Origin of the sequence: Psychrobacter immobilis, from assembly GCF_904846225.1 — a bacterium.
GTDB lineage: Bacteria > Pseudomonadota > Gammaproteobacteria > Pseudomonadales > Moraxellaceae > Psychrobacter > Psychrobacter immobilis_F.
The window spans coordinates 117,628-134,967 of the sequence record NZ_CAJGZJ010000004.1 but is presented as its reverse complement, the minus strand read 5'-3'; the positions used below and the strand labels follow the sequence as shown (position 1 = coordinate 134,967).

Sequence of the window (17,340 nt, the reverse complement as noted above, 5' to 3'; positions counted from 1 at the left end):
CATACTAACGAAGGTAGCCCTAACTATGCCAAAACGTACCGACATAAAAAGCATTCTTATCATTGGCGCAGGCCCCATCGTCATCGGCCAAGCATGTGAGTTTGACTACTCAGGCGCGCAGGCTTGTAAAGCACTAAAAGAAGAAGGCTACCGCGTCATCTTGGTCAACTCTAACCCTGCGACCATTATGACTGACCCAGCCATGGCTGATGCGACCTATATCGAGCCAATTACATGGCAGACGGTTGAGCAAATCATCGCCAAAGAACGTCCTGATGCAATATTACCCACCATGGGCGGACAGACAGCGCTAAACTGTGCGCTAGAGCTGGATAAGCATGGCGTATTAACCAAATACAATTGTGAGCTGATTGGCGCGACCAAAGACTCAATCGAGATGGCAGAAGATCGCAACTTATTTGATAAAGCCATGAAACGTATCGGTCTTGAATGTCCTCGTGCTGAAACGGCTGAGACGATGGAAGAAGCCTTTGTTACTCAAGAAAAAATGGGTTATCCGTGTATTATTCGTCCGTCATTCACTATGGGCGGCTCAGGTGGCGGTATCGCGTATAACCGTGATGAGTTCATCGAGATTTGTGAGCGCGGTTTTGACTTATCGCCTAACCATCAGCTCCTTATCGATGAATCATTAATCGGTTGGAAAGAATATGAGATGGAAGTGGTTCGTGACAAAAACGACAACTGCATCATCATTTGCGCCATCGAAAACTTTGACCCAATGGGCGTGCACACAGGCGACTCAATCACGGTCGCACCAGCACAAACCTTGACAGATAAAGAATACCAAATCATGCGTAATGCATCATTAGCCGTACTGCGTGAGATTGGTGTCGAAACAGGCGGCTCAAACGTACAGTTCGGTATCAACCCTGACACGGGTCGCATGGTCGTCATCGAGATGAACCCACGCGTGTCACGTTCGTCTGCATTGGCATCAAAAGCGACTGGCTTTCCGATTGCCAAAATCGCGGCGAAATTAGCGATTGGTTATACCTTAGATGAATTGCAAAATGACATCACTGGTGGCAAAACCCCAGCCAGCTTTGAGCCTGCACTCGATTATGTCGTGACCAAGATTCCACGTTTTAACTTTGAAAAATTCGCCCAAGCCGATAGTGTTTTATCCACCCAAATGAAATCGGTTGGTGAAGTGATGGCGATTGGTCGTAACTTCCAAGAATCGATGCAAAAAGCACTGCGTGGTATGGAAACAGGCAATGATGGTTTTGATGAGCAAATTGACTTATCAAAAGTGCCGGCTGATAAAGCCCGTAGCGAAATCACCAATCGTTTGACCATTCCAACACCTGAACGCATTTACTATATCGCGGATGCTTTCCGTATTGGTATGAGCGTCGATGAAGTATTTAATCTCACCAAAATTGATCCTTGGTTCTTGGTTCAGATTGAAGACATCGTGAAAACAGAAGCCACAGTAAAATCGCTTGGCTTTGGTGAACTTAACGAAAAAAATCTACGTGGCTTTAAGCGTAAAGGCTTGTCAGATTTGCGTTTAGCCAAATTGCTGGGTGTGTCACAAAAGCAATTGCGTAAAAAGCGTTGGGATTTAAACGTCTATCCAGTCTATAAGCGCGTCGATACTTGTGCAGCAGAATTTGCGACCAGCACCGCTTATATGTACTCGACATACGATAGCGAATGTGAAGCCAATCCAACGGATAACAAAAAAATCATGGTTATCGGTGGCGGGCCTAACCGTATCGGTCAAGGCATCGAATTTGATTATTGCTGTGTACACGCGGCCCTTGCGATGCGAGAAGACGGCTACGAGACCATCATGGTCAACTGTAACCCTGAAACGGTTTCAACCGATTATGACACCTCTGACCGTCTCTACTTTGAGCCAATTACCTTAGAGGATGTGCTAGAAATCGTCCGTATCGAAAATCCTGATGGCGTAATTGTACAGTTTGGTGGTCAAACACCATTGAAACTTGCTCGCGCGCTTGAAGCAGCTGGCGTCAAAATCATTGGTACGAGTCCTGATGCGATTGACCGCGCAGAAGACCGCGAACGCTTCCAGCATATGATTCAGCAATTGAACCTTACTCAACCAACCAATGCGCTAGCAACTAGCTTAGAAGATGGTTTGGTCAAGGCAAAAGACGTTGGTTATCCATTGGTCGTACGCCCCTCTTACGTATTAGGTGGTCGCGCGATGGAAATCGTCTACAACGAAGACGAGCTAAGACATTATCTGCGCACCGCCGTACAAGCGTCAAATGAGGCGCCAGTATTGTTAGATCGTTTCTTAGACGATGCGATTGAGGTCGATGTGGACTGTGTGTGTGACGGTACAGACGTGATAATCGGTGGTATCATGCAGCATATCGAACAAGCGGGTGTTCACTCTGGTGACTCAGCTTGTTCATTACCGCCCTATTCACTATCTAAAGAATTATGTGATGTGATGCGCGCACAAACCGTCGCTATGGCAAAAGAGCTTGGTGTCATTGGTCTAATGAACGTACAGTTCGCGGTAAAAGGCGAAACGGTGTACATCTTGGAAGTGAACCCACGTGCCGCACGTACGGTGCCTTTCGTTTCTAAATGCATCGGTACATCATTGGCGCAAATCGCTGCACGCTGTATGGCTGGCACGTCTTTAAAAGACCAAGGATTTACGACTGAGATTGTTCCTTCGTTTTTCGCGGTCAAAGAAGCGGTATTCCCATTTGCTAAATTCCCTGGTGTCGATCCCATCTTGAGCCCTGAGATGAAATCAACAGGCGAAGTCATGGGCGTGGGCAAAACCTTCGGCGAAGCATTTTATAAAGCCATTATCGGTAGTAACGAGCGTCTGCCAGGTCTACCAACTGAGGGCGAAACCAAGACGGTCTTTATTTCAGTTCGTGATAGTGACAAAGCGCAAATTGCTCCAATCGCTCGTCAGCTTGCAGACTTTGGTTTTAATATCGTATCGACAGCAGGCACTCAAAAAGTACTGAGTGACGCTGGTATTGAATGCGAGCAAATCAATAAAGTCACTGAAGGTCGCCCTCATATCGTTGATGCCTTGAAAAATGGCAAGATTGACCTTATCATCAACACCACTGAAGGCAAGCAAGCACAAGAGGATTCATTCTCTATTCGCCGTAGCGCGCTACAAGGCAAAGTTTTCTACGTGACCACGTTAGGCGCGGCAGATGCGGTCTGCAAATCGTATACGATTGACTTGCCATTTGAAGTATATAAGCTACAAGATTTACATGAGCAAGCAAAGACTATTGACGTGGCTGAATAATTTCAGTAGATTAAGCATAACCGTGAGGCTTATATAAGAGCTTATACGACGCTTGTTGTTGGTTTTATATGACAATAGTGCTTTAAAAAAATAATACCTTTAAAAAGATAAACCTGAAAAGCATAGTGGCTAAACTGCGACTATGCTTTTTATTACATAAGGTTCAGTGCGCCTCAATCTGTAAATATAGACGTTCATACATGACAGTCCATTTGCTGGTTGCGAGTCTGAACCTCACTCTTTTTATATTTCATACCCATTGCAACAACACTGACACCATCTCACTATTCACTAGGAGATGGTGTGGTTTATTGGTTTAAGGAAAAAACATGCAACGTTATCCCATGACTCCGCAAGGACATGCGGCTTTAGAAGCCGAGTTAAAACAGTTAAAAAGTATCGATCGTCCACGCATCACAGCTTCTATTGCTGAAGCCCGCGAACACGGTGATTTAAAAGAGAATGCTGAATACCATGCGGCACGTGAGCAGCAAGGTTTTTGTGAAGCCCGTATTCGTGATATCGAAGCCAAACTTGGTGGCGCACAAGTCATTGACATTGCTACTTTACCAAAAGAAGGCCGCGTGGTATTTGGCGTGACCGTCGTTATCGAAAACATGAGCACCGAAGAAGAAAAGCAATACAAAATCGTTGGTGACGATGAAGCTGATTTCAAAGCAGGTAAAATCTCTGTCAACTCACCGATTGCTCGTGGTTTGATTGGTAAATCCGAAGGCGATGAAGCCCGTATTGAAACGCCAAAAGGCGTGGTTGAGTACGAAATCATGAAAGTCACATACGATTAATTTCATTGATTCTCGCAGAGTTTGCTTGATAAAGATTCTTTGATAGCGGACGCGTTTTATAGAGGCACAGTTACACAATGCTGCTTTTTTACTTAATTCGTTTTAGCGCATAATTGCTTGAATACAGACAGTTGAGCCGTGTATTTAATGATGAGTGCTTGGCTTGGTATCTGATAAAAATAATGATGGATAAATAGCTGAACTTACTCAGCTATTTCCAATACTTTGACCCTCGTTATTTGACATGTATTGTCATTTAACGAGGGTTTTGTTTATCTAAGCGTTATTCATTGCTGTTTCATTTATCGTTATTTTAAGGGAATCTTTTATGGACATGAACTTTGCCACATCAGCCTCAATGGTTATTGCTAAAAAAACGGTTGTTAAAAAAACATCCATTCTCACTGCTGTTTCAGCAATTTTGGCAGGTAGCGTATTTGCTATATCTTCAGCCAATGCCGCTCCAGAAATAGCCATTAGCTCGCCTGTCGGTAGCAGCACGACGGTCGTCGAGCAATACTCTAATGGCAAAACGGCGACTATCACGGCAACCCCTAACGGTATTAGTATGCAAGACGGGATGCCGTATGCCGTAACGCAAGTCACCACTGTTCCACGTTATGTCATTAGTCAGGGTGGCGGTAGTAATACAGTTGTGACGCAAGGCAGCACCACTGTCACTAGCGTGCCTGTGACCAATCAGATGACTAATACCGTCTCTAAGGTTAATGTTATTACTACGCCCGTCAACACCGTGACCCAAGTATCACCTGTTGCGGTGGCGACACAATTGCCAGTTACCAATCAGGTAACGACGACCTCTGTAGACGCTCTACAACTGACCCCTACTTTCAGCACACCGGATGTTGTTAACGCCCAAACTAAGGTCATGAAAATCCTAAAAAATAGCGCTGGGCGTGAAGTTGCTGTTCCTGCCAACCATATCGCTCCCGGTGACATTATCGAATATCACACCACTTATACCAACACCACCGCACAACCGGTCAATGACATCAACGCAATGATATCTTTGCCAAGTGGTGTGCAACTGGTGTCATTGAACAGCTCGCTACCAACGCTTGCGACCATGGGCGGTGACAGCTATCAAACTATTCAGCAAGTGGGCAACACTATCGTTGTGCAAGAAAATTACTCTGGACTCAAATGGAATTTAGCAAATTTGGCGACGAATGCCCCGCAAACAGTCGTGATTCGCGCTAAGGTTCAGTAATTAAACCTTCTATAATTTACTCAGTATGAAATCTTAAAGATCTTGTTTGTTCAAGGTCTTTTTTATCTGCAAAAATACGTAATAAGTGAACAATAATTTGCTATAGTTTGTTTAATTTAAAAATTTGTGGTCATTCTTATGCATAAATCCATACTGTTAAGATCACTTGTCATACTTTGCTATAGTTGTATTTTTAACAATACATTGTGGGCTAAAACAACTGAGCTGCCTCTTGATGATAGCTTTTACATGTCCAAAATTTGCACTTCTTACATAACTAAAAATGATGTTGAATATTGCGATGATGGTTATATCCTTAAAAGCGAAACCTTAAATAATGGCAAAGTAACAGAAACCGTGCTTATGGATGGAATGGGCGGCTATGGTTGGGATCATACTTCGCTTAAAAAAATTGATAAAGATACTTATCATGTTTATATTGGTTGTGGTAGTCCATGTGGTTCTAATATATTATTCGGTCGTGGCGATAAAAAGCAAAATTTTGACTTATACTTCAACTTTAGTGCAAAAAGTCGATGTACTGTTGAATATGATAATGATAAAAAACTATGGATTGCCCGTCGTTTCTTTTCTGACAAAAAGATAGTATTGCCTTCAACTTATGGTATAAGTGAGTCCGCAGTACAGCCAAAATATGACGTTGAATTTGACAAAAAAGGCGGTCTTATCGTCACAGCGCTTATGGATAGTAATGATACTTTCTATCTACCTAACCCTTGCATTGTTGGTTAGCGTTTAAATTAGGCGATAAAGATATAAATGCACATAAATAGTAATAGAAGCCAAATCAATGAGCCTCCTAACCCTTAAAATACTGCTCTTCTGTCTTGTTCCTATCGGCATATTTATTTTGTATAAAGGTGTTAAGCTGTTTAGAAGTGCTTTCACAGGTCAAGTATTATTAGAGCTACCGTACCTTGATAGAATGGGCTATTTCACCATTTCAGAATCAGGTATTTATTCCATTTGGCAAAAAGGGCCGCTTTTAAAAAAAACACCTATTACCAAATTTCGTCCTCAAATTTGTAACACCTCTACTGACCAAGTCATTAATCTCAGTCCCTCAATCATGTCGCCAAGCTCTAATAACTTCTCAACGGGCAGTATGGAGATATTTACTTTCGCTGCTGACGTCGGTCATTACCAATTAAATCTCGTTGCAGGCTCAAGTGTCTCAAGCTTTCAAAAAATCATTGGAGACGTACTGCCCTTCGCAGATATAGATCTAAAAAAATACTCAATCGAGGTTCGAAAGAGTCAGTCGCAGCTGCTTACTATGCTTTCAATTCCTATAATGTTGCTTGGCTTTGCATGTACATTGGGTGGATTTGTCTTAGGATTGCTAGCTGAGCAGATATTTATATAATAGAGTCCACACAAAGGCGATACAGTACAACTGGTGTTCATTTTTTGCAGCCTCTGTCTGCGCAGGGACAGCAAGCAAGCAAAATTAATACCCGTTTTACGCTATGAGTTGTGTATCATTTTTATATTAAACTGACTATATAATCCATAAATATACTGTCAACTCTCTATTAGTGACACGACAACAGTTGTCGTATGATATTGCCATTTCCTCAATTATTACAGTGACTTACCATTCAATTTGATAAAATAGCATTCTGTTAATGTATTGGTAAATATCGCTATGGCAACTATCAATTATGAACGACTCCAAGGTAAGCTCAATATTTTAGCCGATGCCGCTAAGTATGATGTCTCTTGCTCCTCCTCCGCTGGTACTCGCAAAAATCAAGGCGGTGGTCTTGGTGATGCCTCAGCAACGGGTATTTGCCATAGCTACACTGAAGATGGTCGCTGTGTCAGCTTACTTAAAATCCTACTGACCAATCACTGTATTTACGACTGTGCTTATTGTACCTCACGCAAGAGCAATGACACCCCGCGCGCCGCTTTTAGCGTTGAAGAAGTGGTTGATTTGACCATGCAGTTTTATCGTCGTAATTATATCGAAGGGTTATTTCTCAGCTCAGGTATCTTTAAAAGCGGCGATTATACGATGGAGCGTTTAGTCGAGGTCGCCAAGATATTGCGGACTCGTGAGCGTTTTAATGGTTATATTCACCTAAAAACCATTCCCGGTGCGTCAAAAGAGTTGTTGTTAGAAGCAGGGCTATACGCAGATCGCTTAAGCGTCAATATCGAAATTCCTACCATCTCAGGACTGGCATTGCTCGCGCCAGAAAAATCTCACGAGCAGCTAAAAGCGCCGATGGAAACGGTAAAAGAAGAGATTATCACCATTCGTGAAAGCCGTAAGACCCATAAGAAAGCGCCAAAATTTGTACCAGCTGGTCAGACTAGCCAAATGATTGTCGGTGCTAGTAATGAAACCGATCTACAAGTGATTCAGCTATCGAGTCACTTTTATCAGCAGTATGATCTCAAGCGTGTCTATTATTCCGGTTATGTGCCCATGTTGTCCGACAGTCGCCTGCCAGCGATTGGAACGCCTGTGCCGATGATACGGGAGAATCGCCTTTATCAAGCCGATTGGTTGATGCGTTTTTATGGTTTTGGCGCGCACGAAATTGTCGAACCAGAATCACCATTTTTGGATTTAGACTGTGATCCCAAACTGGCTTGGGCAATACGCCATCGTGAACACTTCCCTGTCAATATCCAAACTGCCACTTATGAGATGATTGTACGAATTCCTGGTATCGGTACGAAAACGGCTAAAAAAATAGTGAAAGCGCGTAAGTTTAATCAATTGACGTTATATCATCTAAAAAAGATGGGCGCTGCGGTTAATCGTGCCAAATATTTTATTGCCACAACGGGTAAAAATGAGCATCTGGCGCACTTAACCCGCGATAACTTTCGTCAATATGTGCTGGCGCAAACGCAGACCAAATTTAAAGATCAGCGTACTGGTCAGCTTTCTCTGTTTTAAATACTCAGCAAAAACACTATTTTCGAAATGAGCGGCTATTTTCTAAAGTTATTTTAGGATAAAAAATGTCACAACTTGCATTAAATGCTTCTTATGCTGTTGGTCAATTGACACCCAGTATCGTGCTCTATGAGCCAAGTTTTGAGGGTTGGCTCAGTGCGGTATTTTATGTTTATGCCAACAGATTACAAGACGATCCAGTATTACAACTAATCGCTCAGGACGGTTATGTGCCTTCATTAATCGCTCAAGTAGTTAGCGTGGATACGAATAAAGACAATGCTGAGCGCGTACTGACAAAACTGCATAAACTCTTAGGTCGCTCTGGTATGCGCAATATCCTGTGGGGTTTTTTATCTGAGAAAAACGATATCGGCACCACTTTATTTCATGTGGTTAAGTATGCCATTGACTATCCTAGCCGCCCTATCATGCAAGACTTGGGTAATTTAGAGGTGCTTGAATTGGTGCAAACGGTCAAGTCTGTAGGACGCGAAAAACATCGTATGGAAGCTTTTGTACGCTTTGAGCACACGACTGATGACATTTACTTTGCGCGTGTGGCACCCGATTTTAATGTGTTACCATTAATTGGTGAGCATTTTCGTCAACGTTACCAAGATCAGCATTGGGCGATTTATGATCTGACTCGCGGCTACGGTATTTATTATGATAAGAGTAAAAGCACACGCGCACGTCCTGCTGAGTTGCAAACCATTACGGATCTGGATGATGCGGTACTTCGTAATCCCGCCAGCATTCATAGCGCTGATGAGCAGCGCTATCAACGGTTTTGGCAAGGTTACTTTACCAACGTCAATATTAAAGAGCGCAAAAACACTCGACTGCACAAGCAGCATATGCCTCAACGCTACTGGAAATACTTGAGTGAAAAACAAGTACTGCCCAATGCCGAGCATCTACAAAAACGTCGCTAAGTATCTTGGTCGTTTTTTAATTTTACCCGTTATTACTGACTTAACTTTAAAAATAGCCATAGTTTCAATGCATCTTTTTATCTGGATGGTTGAGTTTTGGGCGTTTTTAACTGACAATAGCAGCTTGATATTATCAACCAGTGACCTCCGCTATTATGAAAGTTATGCGTCTATTATCGTCTCTAAAGCATGATGAATCCGAGCGCGGTATTTTTCATCTTGGACGCGCATTGGTTAAAAATGGGCATACCTCCATTATTGTCTCTAGTGCTGACGAAGACAATGATTTGGTGCGACGTCTCAAGCGTGACGGTAATGACTATCATCAATTGCATATGAATAAAAAGTCTTGGCTGTCATTATTGCAAGTCCCTACGCTACGCCATCTGATTGAAAAATATGATCCTGACGTGATTCATGTACATTCGCGCACCCCTGCTTGGATACTACATTTTGCCTTGCGCCGCGCGCGTGTCAAACGTATGCCAAAGATAGTTTCAACCATGTATGGCTTTTATCCTATCAATAAATACTCACAAGCACTACTTGATGTTGATACTATTATTACGGTGTCTGATAGTGTCACCAATTATCTAAAAAAAGGGTTACGTCTTGAAGACGCTGACCCTAAAGTCATCAAACGGATTTATCGCGGAGTCGATACTCGTCGCTATCCTTATCGGCACAACCCTTCTGTCTATTGGTTACGCCACACTTTCGCTGAATATCCTGAGCTTGAGCATAAAAAGTGGCTGGTATTTCCCACCATCATTGGTAACGAATATGGCCAAGAATGGCTGATTGATATTTTGGGTAATTTACAAGAGCAATTTCCCAACATCCACGCCATTATTATGGACGAAGATTATAGAGACAATAATGTCGCTCATGAAGATTTTCGTCAGCGCACTAACGCATTAGGTTTGGCTGACCGCATCACTTATGTAGGTAGCAAACGCAATGACATGCGTGAGTGGCTCTCAGCGACCAATATCGTAATGGCGCTTGCTAACGAGCCCGAATCGATTGGTATCAATGCGCTACAAGCGATTCATTTAGGAACACCCGTTATTGGTTGGGATCAAGCGGCTTTTAGTGAGATTCTACAGCCTCTTTATCCGCAAGGACTGGTAAAAAACTATAACGCCAAATCGCTTTGTAAGGCTGTTAGAAATCAGCTAGAAAGTGTCACACGTCCCGAAATGACAAATCAATTCACCATGCGTGAGATGATTGAAGAAACCCTTGGGGTCTATCAAAACTTGCACGACATGGCGCTAGCAGAAGAACAAGCCGCAATCGATGCTATAGCCATAAGAAGAACGAGAAAAACCTTAAAAAAATCCGCTAAGCCTATCCGCGAGATTAGTGATAAAGATTCTGAGTCTGTTATTCCATCGCTTGAAACTGCTGATAAAAACGCTAAAGTACAACTAACCAAACGAACGCCGAAAATAACAGATATCTCGAAGCCGCTCGTTGCCTCAAAAACCATTCCAGACAATAATACGCTGCAAACCTAGTGTAAATCACTATTTAGCCTACTGATAACCATATAACTTAAGCAAAAAAAACGCTACTTCCATTTTTAGAAGTAGCGCAATTAGTGACTGTGAAAGTAATGAAACTTTAATCATTAAGCAGCTTGAAAAAGTCTTTGCCCAGCACCAAGTAGTGGGAGTACCAACGAGAGAGAGTGTTTTTGGTGGCAGTAATATTCACTGTATTACTCAGCAGCACCCAAAAATATCAGAATAAAAAATGCACACAAATGGATTTTGAACCCAAGGAAATAACTATGAGCGATTATCAAATTGACAACCCAGCCACTGGTGAAGTTGACGCAACCTACCCTACAGCAACCGAACAAGATATCCAGCAAGCCATTGAACAGGCTGACAGCGCATATCAAGACTGGCGTCCGGTTTCATTAAATGAACGTAGCGCGCTGCTTCATAAAATTGCCGATATCTATCTTGAGCGTCAAGATGAGCTGGCTCGCATCGTCGCCAATGAAATGGGCAAGCCTGTTGCACAAGCAAAAGGTGAGATTGGGCTGGTCGCTGAAATTTATCGCTACTATGCAGACAACGCAGAGCAGCTACTAGCGCCAAATACCATCGACGTTGATTCAGGTTCAGCTTTGGTAGAGAAACACCCTGTCGGCGTGTTGCTAGGTATCATGCCGTGGAATTATCCGCATTATCAAGTAGCACGATTTGTCGCGCCAAACTTTATGGCGGGTAATACCATCATTTTAAAGCACGCGCCTCAATGTCCTAAGACCGCAGAAGTTATCGTTGATATTTTCAAAGACGCGGGCGTACCTGATGGCGTTTATAACAATATTTTTGCTACCAATGAGCAGGCAGCAACCATTATTAACGACAAACGTGTACAAGGTGTTTCATTGACTGGCTCTGAACGCGCGGGACAAGCCGTCGCAAAAGAAGCTGGCGGCGCACTCAAAAAAGTCGTCTTAGAACTGGGCGGCTCAGATGCTTTCATCGTTGCGGCTGATGCCGATATCAAACAAGCCATAAAAGGTGCTATCTCTGGTCGATTTGGTAACGCCGGACAAGCCTGCAACGCGGCCAAACGCCTCATCGTCATTGAATCTGTCTACGATCAATTCGTTGAAGGCTTTACTGATGCCGTACGCACGATGACTTTGGCTGATCCTTTGGATGAAAAAACCTTTATCGGCCCAATGTCTTCAAAGGCTGCTGCGGTCAATCTGCAAAAGCAGTTAGACAGTGCTGTTCAAGCAGGCGCAACGGTTCTAGTAGAAGGCGGTATGGTCAAAGACAAGCCCGGTGCTTGGTTCAAACCTGCTGTACTGACAGACGTCAATGAGTCAATGGATGTCTACCGTGAAGAGCTATTTGGCCCTGTCGCCGTCATCTACAAAGCTCGTGATGTCGACCATGCTATCAAAATCGCCAATGATGTGCCTTTCGGACTTGGCGCTTCTATTCAAACCCAAGATGCAGTACTGGCCGCTGAAATTGCCGACAAATTAGAAGTTGGTATGGTGACCATTAACGCGCCTTCTGGTACTGAAGCAAATACTCCGTTTGGCGGCGTTAAACGCTCAGGATTTGGCCGTGAGCTTGGTACGCTGGGTATCACTGAATTCTTGAACTATAAATTGATTCGCGATAAATCTTAGTAAATAAACCTTGATAAATAAAGCCTTAATCAATGAAAAAAAAATCCTAACGTCAAACGTTAGGATTTTTTTATGTCATTAACTAGGGCATGTCATCAATTAGCACACTTAATCATTTAGTGGTCTTAAAATCTAAATGATGACACGCTCTAATTAAAATAACGCTATTTTTTATATGGATTTTCTTTTAACCATTGCTGGTTCATGATTTTCAGCTCACGCAATTCATGATCCATGACTTCTTTACTCTTACCAGGATTCTTCATCGTGGCATAGCCATACAACGCGATACCAAGCACTGTCCAGCCTAGGAATATCCACCACTCAATAGCGACGAGTGCAGATGGCATGCCCGGTAGATAGAGCGCCAACATACCAAGACTGAGAATAATGGTGATGATACCAACCAATTTACCCGCTGGTACTCTAAACGGACGTACCATATCAGGCTCACGGTAACGCAATACTAAGAACGAGATAGCCACACAAGTATAAGCGATCACGATACCAAAGCCGCCCGCATCAACAATCCACACGAGCATTTTGCGACCAAACAATGGCGCTAGTGTCGCCAAACCACCGATCAACAAAATCGCATTGACTGGCGTATTGTACTTAGGATGTAGTTTGCAGAGAAATTGCGGCAACATGTGCGTTTTGCCCATCGCATATAACAAACGACTGCCACCGATAAGAAACGCATTCCAGCTCGATAAAATACCCAGCACACCGCCAATAACCAGCAAAGTACCCGCCCATTTACCATTCCAAGCATTGGTCATTGCATCCGCAGTGGCCAATGTTGAGTCTTGCGCTTGTAATAGCGGTAATGTCTTGCCCACACTCCAAGCGACAGCCACATACCAAAGTACGGCAATAATAATAGAGACAATCAAAAATTTGCCGATATTTGGACGAGTCAGGTTAATTTCTTCTGCCGCCTGCGGAATCACGTCAAAGCCAACGAACAAAAACGGTACCATTACCATCACGGTCATGATGCCGCCCATACCGCCGATAAAGTTAGGCGCTTGTACCGAGTTTGACGTTTCAGGATTGAACAGCACAGCACCAACGAACAGTAATATACCGACGAGGAAAATACCCACTACTGCTGTTTTTTGGAACCACGCACTGACTTCCATACCACGTATGTTCAGCCATGTGACAATCACTGAACCGATCATTCCGACAGCCACCCACGTGGCATAGACATCCCAGCCAGCGATATTCCAAAGATAACCTTGGCTATAATTGGGAATGACATATTCGACAACGGTAGGCAGTGCCACCGCCTCAAATGCTACGACAGAAAAATAACCAAACAAAATACTCCACGAACAGATAAAGGAGACATTCACTCCCAATGCTCTGTGCGTATAGGTATGTTCGCCCCCTGTGATGGGCATTGATGCGGCCAGTTCAGCATATGCCACGCCGATCAAGATAACCACAAGTCCACCGATCAAAAAGGCGCTCATTGCGCCCCATGTACCTGCCGAGATTATCCAACCACCTGCCAGTACGACCCAGCCCCAACCGACCATCGCACCAAATGCCAGCGCGATGATATCAAACACACCCAACGTTTTTTTTAACTCAGACATAACTTACTCCTTGTCTTTTTGTCATCCATCTCAATCCTTGTAAACTCTCTAAATCCTAATGGTTCAGACAGCACCCATAATGGTTGTATATTGATGAGTAAAGCCTAATTATAACCAGTACCGCACTCATCAATAATGACCAAGCCATCAATTATCATTCATCATTATTCGATAACTAAAACGATAAAACGGCGCCTTGCGATACAAGACGCCGTTGTTGAACACACGCATGCTGCGATATGCGCCAAAAGTGGCCTTGTTGCTTACAGTGGTCACTAACCATCAATTGCGATGGTTTTTTATCAGACAAATTATGCGACGAGTATCGACTTGATGATATCAAGGCCTTCTTGTAGCACCTCATCTTCAACCGTCAACGGCACCATGACACGAATCGCGTTGCCGTACATGCCGCAAGACGCTAGTAGCAAACCTTGCTCAAATGATTTTGCTTTTAGGTTAGCCGTTGCTTCAGCATCTGGTTTGCCTTCGCTATCGACTAAGTCGAACGCTAACATGGCACCTTTGTGACGTATATTACCGATACTGCTTAGATTGAGGTCTTTTAAGAATGATTCGATTTTATCGCCAATCTCAATACTACGCTCCAGCAGGTTTTCTTCTTCGATTACTTCTATAACAGCGAGCGCCGCCACACAAGCAAGGGGATTACCCGCATAAGTACCACCCAAGCCGCCTACTTGCGGGGCATCCATAATGTCAGCACGACCGATGACTGCAGAGATAGGATAACCACCAGCCAAACTCTTGGCACTGGTCATAAGATCCGGCTCAACACCCAATTGCTCACCCGCAAACAACGTACCTGTTCTTGCAAAACCACACTGCACTTCATCAAAAACCAGTACGATGCCATGCTCATCACAGATAGCGCGTAACGCTTTGGCAAATGATGGTGTAACCTGATGGAAACCGCCCTCGCCCTGTACCGGCTCAATTATCATCGCCGCCACTTCACTAGGATCGATATCCGCTTGAAAAATCATCTCAAGGCTATGCAGTGCTTGTGCTTCTGTGACATTCAATTCTTCAGCAGGGAATAGCGCATGAAAAACAGGACCTGGCATCGGGCCGAAGTTCTTTTTGTATGGCAATACTTTACCCGTTAGGCTCAAACACATTAACGTACGACCATGCCAGCCACCAACGAAAGAGATGACACCTGGACGACCTGTTTTCGCACGAGCAATCTTGATACAGTTTTCGACTGCTTCAGCACCTGTGGTCAAAAAGAACGCTTTTTTCTCACCACTGATAGGGGCTTTTTCGCAAAGCTTTTCAGCAAGATCAACGTAGCATTCGTAGTTGATCATCTGTGCGGCAGTATGAGTAAATTTATCGAGCTGCTCATGCACACGCTGAGTGATTTTTGGATGGCTGTGACCCGTATTTAATACTGAGATACCACCGACAAAATCGATATAGCGCTTGCCTTCCACATCCCAAACTTCTGAGTTCTTTGCTCTTTCTGCAAAGATAGGAAAAGCCACACCAAGTCCTGTTGGTAAAACAGCTTTGCGGCGCTCAAGTAATGATTGGTTGGTCGTAGTCATAGGAATGTCCTTTTCTTTATTTTTAATATGAGTGCCATTGATTAGATGGCAGCTCATTTAACAAGCATTAGATGCTAAGTAGTGGAACTTTTTAATGAACAGCTAAAAGTATGATGTTGAAGTCAAAAATTAACTGACGTCAGAACACCAATATTTGGTCACGACATATTCTTCGATGCCGTATTTTGAGCCTTCACGGCCAAAACCAGACTGCTTCACGCCGCCAAACGGGGCAACTTCTGTAGAAATTAAACCTGTGTTATGACCAACGATGCCGTATTCAAGGGCTTCCGTCACACGCCATGAGCGAGCATAACCGCCACTATAGAAGTAAGCCGCTAAGCCATAAATAGTGTCGTTGGCAGCACGAATAACTTCTTCTTCGTCTTTAAAAGTAAAGATGGTCGCAATAGGGCCAAAGATTTCTTCAGAAGCAATGTCCATATCACTATTGATATCGGTAACTATGGTCGGATTGTAGGCCAGCTCTGAGGTGTCGTTAGTGCTGCCACCTGTCACTAACGTCGCGCCTTTATCTAGCGCATCTTTAAGCAATGCCTGCACTTTTTCTAAGGCTTTTTTGTTGATAAGAGGGCCAATATCCACGCCTTCGTCCATGCCGTTACCGACTTTTAATTCGGCTACTTTTTTCACGAATATGTCTAAGAACTGATCTTTGATGCTGTCTTGTACATAGACACGGTTAGCACAAACGCAGGTTTGACCCGCGTTGCGATATTTAGAAGCAATTAAGCCTTCCGCTGCTTTTTCGAGATCAGCATCATCAAAGACGATAAATGGCGCATTGCCGCCAAGCTCCAATGACAGCTTTTTGATGGTTGGTGCACATTGAGCCATCAACGTACGACCGACTTCGGTAGAACCTGTGAAAGACAATTTATGAATGCGTGCATCGCCCGTGAGGATTTCACCGATGGTAGATGATTTGCCAGTGACTACTTGAATGACGCCTGCTGGAATACCTGCTTGCTCAGCCAACACGCCTAATGCTAATGCAGAAAATGGCGTTTCGGTAGCTGGCTTGATGATGATCGTACAGCCTGCCGCTAATGCAGGTGCTGCTTTGCGAGTAATCATGGCAGCTGGGAAGTTCCAAGGCGTAATAGCCGCGCAAACACCGACTGGCTGCTTTAAGATGACATGGCGTAATTGCGATTTATTGGCAGGAATGACATCACCATAAACACGCTTGCCTTCTTCTGCAAACCAGCGAATAAAGCTATTGGCATAACCCACTTCACCACGAGATTCGGTTAAAGGCTTGCCTTGCTCAGCAGTCATGATAATAGCAAGATCTTCTTTATTGGCATCAATGAGGTCTGCCCATTTTTGCAGTAACTCAGCACGTTCTTGCGCTGTTTTAGCAGCCCAAGCGATTTGCACTTCATGAGAGTAAGCAACAGCGTCATTGACGTCGTCTGTGGTAAGACTTGGCACTGTACCAATGATGTCACCATTAAAAGGATTGTTTACATCAATGGCAGCGTCATCACTGGCATCATGCCAACCGTCTTTAATGAAGCATTTTTGTTTTAGTAGATCTGGGTTCGATAGCTGTAGCGTATTTGACATATTAACGCTCCTTGTTAATTAGGAATTGCAGGTTTATAACGAGAAGTAAATAGTTATAAATAAAAGGTTAGGTATAAAATAATTATTGATAACTTATTATTTGTTCAATATACTGAACACAAATTCTATATGCGAGACATCATTATAGAAAGGATAACCTTCACTTTGCAACCCTTAATGTCATTTTTTTAA

The 17,340-nt window shown here is 43.5% G+C and carries 13 protein-coding genes; 10 read left to right on the top strand and 3 right to left on the bottom strand.

Annotated features, from left to right (window positions below; all coding sequences use genetic code 11):
* Positions 1-25: 25 nt before the first annotated feature.
* The 10 genes from carB (at position 26) to JMX48_RS04635 (ending at position 12,374) form a co-directional block, all read left to right on the top strand.
* Positions 26-3,289, top strand: a complete 3,264-nt coding sequence (carB, locus tag JMX48_RS04680) for a carbamoyl-phosphate synthase large subunit (RefSeq protein ID WP_201534936.1) — start codon at positions 26-28, stop codon at positions 3,287-3,289.
* 329 nt (positions 3,290-3,618) lie between these two features.
* Positions 3,619-4,095 carry a transcription elongation factor GreA gene (gene greA, locus JMX48_RS04675; protein WP_201534925.1) on the top strand — a complete coding sequence of 159 codons (477 nt, stop codon included), beginning with the start codon at positions 3,619-3,621 and terminating at the stop codon, positions 4,093-4,095.
* 328 nt (positions 4,096-4,423) lie between these two features.
* The gene (locus JMX48_RS04670; RefSeq protein WP_227687898.1) at positions 4,424-5,326 is read left to right on the top strand and encodes a hypothetical protein; all 903 of its coding nucleotides are present in this window, start codon (positions 4,424-4,426) and stop codon (positions 5,324-5,326) included.
* 249 nt (positions 5,327-5,575) lie between these two features.
* Complete coding sequence (locus tag JMX48_RS04665; RefSeq protein WP_201534922.1) at positions 5,576-6,079, top strand: hypothetical protein; 504 nt, start codon at positions 5,576-5,578, stop codon at positions 6,077-6,079.
* Positions 6,080-6,137: 58 nt separating this feature from the next.
* Positions 6,138-6,713, top strand: a complete 576-nt coding sequence (locus tag JMX48_RS04660) for a hypothetical protein (protein WP_201534919.1) — start codon at positions 6,138-6,140, stop codon at positions 6,711-6,713.
* Between the two features lie 282 nt (positions 6,714-6,995).
* The gene (locus JMX48_RS04655) at positions 6,996-8,264 is read left to right on the top strand and encodes a putative DNA modification/repair radical SAM protein (RefSeq protein ID WP_201534917.1); all 1,269 of its coding nucleotides are present in this window, start codon (positions 6,996-6,998) and stop codon (positions 8,262-8,264) included.
* A gap of 65 nt (positions 8,265-8,329) precedes the next feature.
* Complete coding sequence (locus JMX48_RS04650; RefSeq protein ID WP_201534915.1) at positions 8,330-9,202, top strand: TIGR03915 family putative DNA repair protein; 873 nt, start codon at positions 8,330-8,332, stop codon at positions 9,200-9,202.
* A gap of 155 nt (positions 9,203-9,357) precedes the next feature.
* Positions 9,358-10,725, top strand: coding sequence for a glycosyltransferase (locus JMX48_RS04645; protein ID WP_201534913.1), 1,368 nt, complete (start codon positions 9,358-9,360; stop codon positions 10,723-10,725).
* Between the two features lie 61 nt (positions 10,726-10,786).
* Entirely contained in the window at positions 10,787-10,960 is a 174-nt protein-coding gene (locus tag JMX48_RS04640; protein WP_201535154.1) for an agmatine deiminase family protein, read from the top strand.
* 40 nt (positions 10,961-11,000) lie between these two features.
* Complete coding sequence (locus JMX48_RS04635; RefSeq protein WP_201534911.1) at positions 11,001-12,374, top strand: NAD-dependent succinate-semialdehyde dehydrogenase; 1,374 nt, start codon at positions 11,001-11,003, stop codon at positions 12,372-12,374.
* A gap of 164 nt (positions 12,375-12,538) precedes the next feature.
* Here the strand turns inward: JMX48_RS04635 and JMX48_RS04630 are convergent, their stop codons facing one another.
* The 3 genes from JMX48_RS04630 to JMX48_RS04620 form a co-directional block, all read right to left on the bottom strand.
* Complete coding sequence (locus tag JMX48_RS04630) at positions 12,539-13,981, bottom strand: APC family permease (protein ID WP_201534909.1); 1,443 nt, start codon at positions 13,979-13,981, stop codon at positions 12,539-12,541.
* A gap of 311 nt (positions 13,982-14,292) precedes the next feature.
* Entirely contained in the window at positions 14,293-15,555 is a 1,263-nt protein-coding gene (gene gabT, locus JMX48_RS04625; protein ID WP_201534907.1) for a 4-aminobutyrate--2-oxoglutarate transaminase, read from the bottom strand.
* Between the two features lie 129 nt (positions 15,556-15,684).
* On the bottom strand, positions 15,685-17,148 hold the full coding sequence (locus tag JMX48_RS04620; RefSeq protein ID WP_201534905.1) for an NAD-dependent succinate-semialdehyde dehydrogenase: 1,464 nt from the start codon (positions 17,146-17,148) through the stop codon (positions 15,685-15,687).
* Between the last annotated feature and the right edge of the window lie 192 nt (positions 17,149-17,340).

Coding starts and splice junctions, on each gene's coding strand:
- carB (WP_201534936.1), top strand. CDS start 26: ATGCCAAAACGTACCGACATAAAAAGCATTCTTATCATTGGCGCAGGC.
- greA (WP_201534925.1), top strand. CDS start 3,619: ATGCAACGTTATCCCATGACTCCGCAAGGACATGCGGCTTTAGAAGCC.
- JMX48_RS04670 (WP_227687898.1), top strand. CDS start 4,424: ATGGACATGAACTTTGCCACATCAGCCTCAATGGTTATTGCTAAAAAA.
- JMX48_RS04665 (WP_201534922.1), top strand. CDS start 5,576: ATGTCCAAAATTTGCACTTCTTACATAACTAAAAATGATGTTGAATAT.
- JMX48_RS04660 (WP_201534919.1), top strand. CDS start 6,138: ATGAGCCTCCTAACCCTTAAAATACTGCTCTTCTGTCTTGTTCCTATC.
- JMX48_RS04655 (WP_201534917.1), top strand. CDS start 6,996: ATGGCAACTATCAATTATGAACGACTCCAAGGTAAGCTCAATATTTTA.
- JMX48_RS04650 (WP_201534915.1), top strand. CDS start 8,330: ATGTCACAACTTGCATTAAATGCTTCTTATGCTGTTGGTCAATTGACA.
- JMX48_RS04645 (WP_201534913.1), top strand. CDS start 9,358: ATGAAAGTTATGCGTCTATTATCGTCTCTAAAGCATGATGAATCCGAG.
- JMX48_RS04635 (WP_201534911.1), top strand. CDS start 11,001: ATGAGCGATTATCAAATTGACAACCCAGCCACTGGTGAAGTTGACGCA.
- JMX48_RS04630 (WP_201534909.1), bottom strand. CDS start 13,981: ATGTCTGAGTTAAAAAAAACGTTGGGTGTGTTTGATATCATCGCGCTG.
- gabT (WP_201534907.1), bottom strand. CDS start 15,555: ATGACTACGACCAACCAATCATTACTTGAGCGCCGCAAAGCTGTTTTA.
- JMX48_RS04620 (WP_201534905.1), bottom strand. CDS start 17,148: ATGTCAAATACGCTACAGCTATCGAACCCAGATCTACTAAAACAAAAA.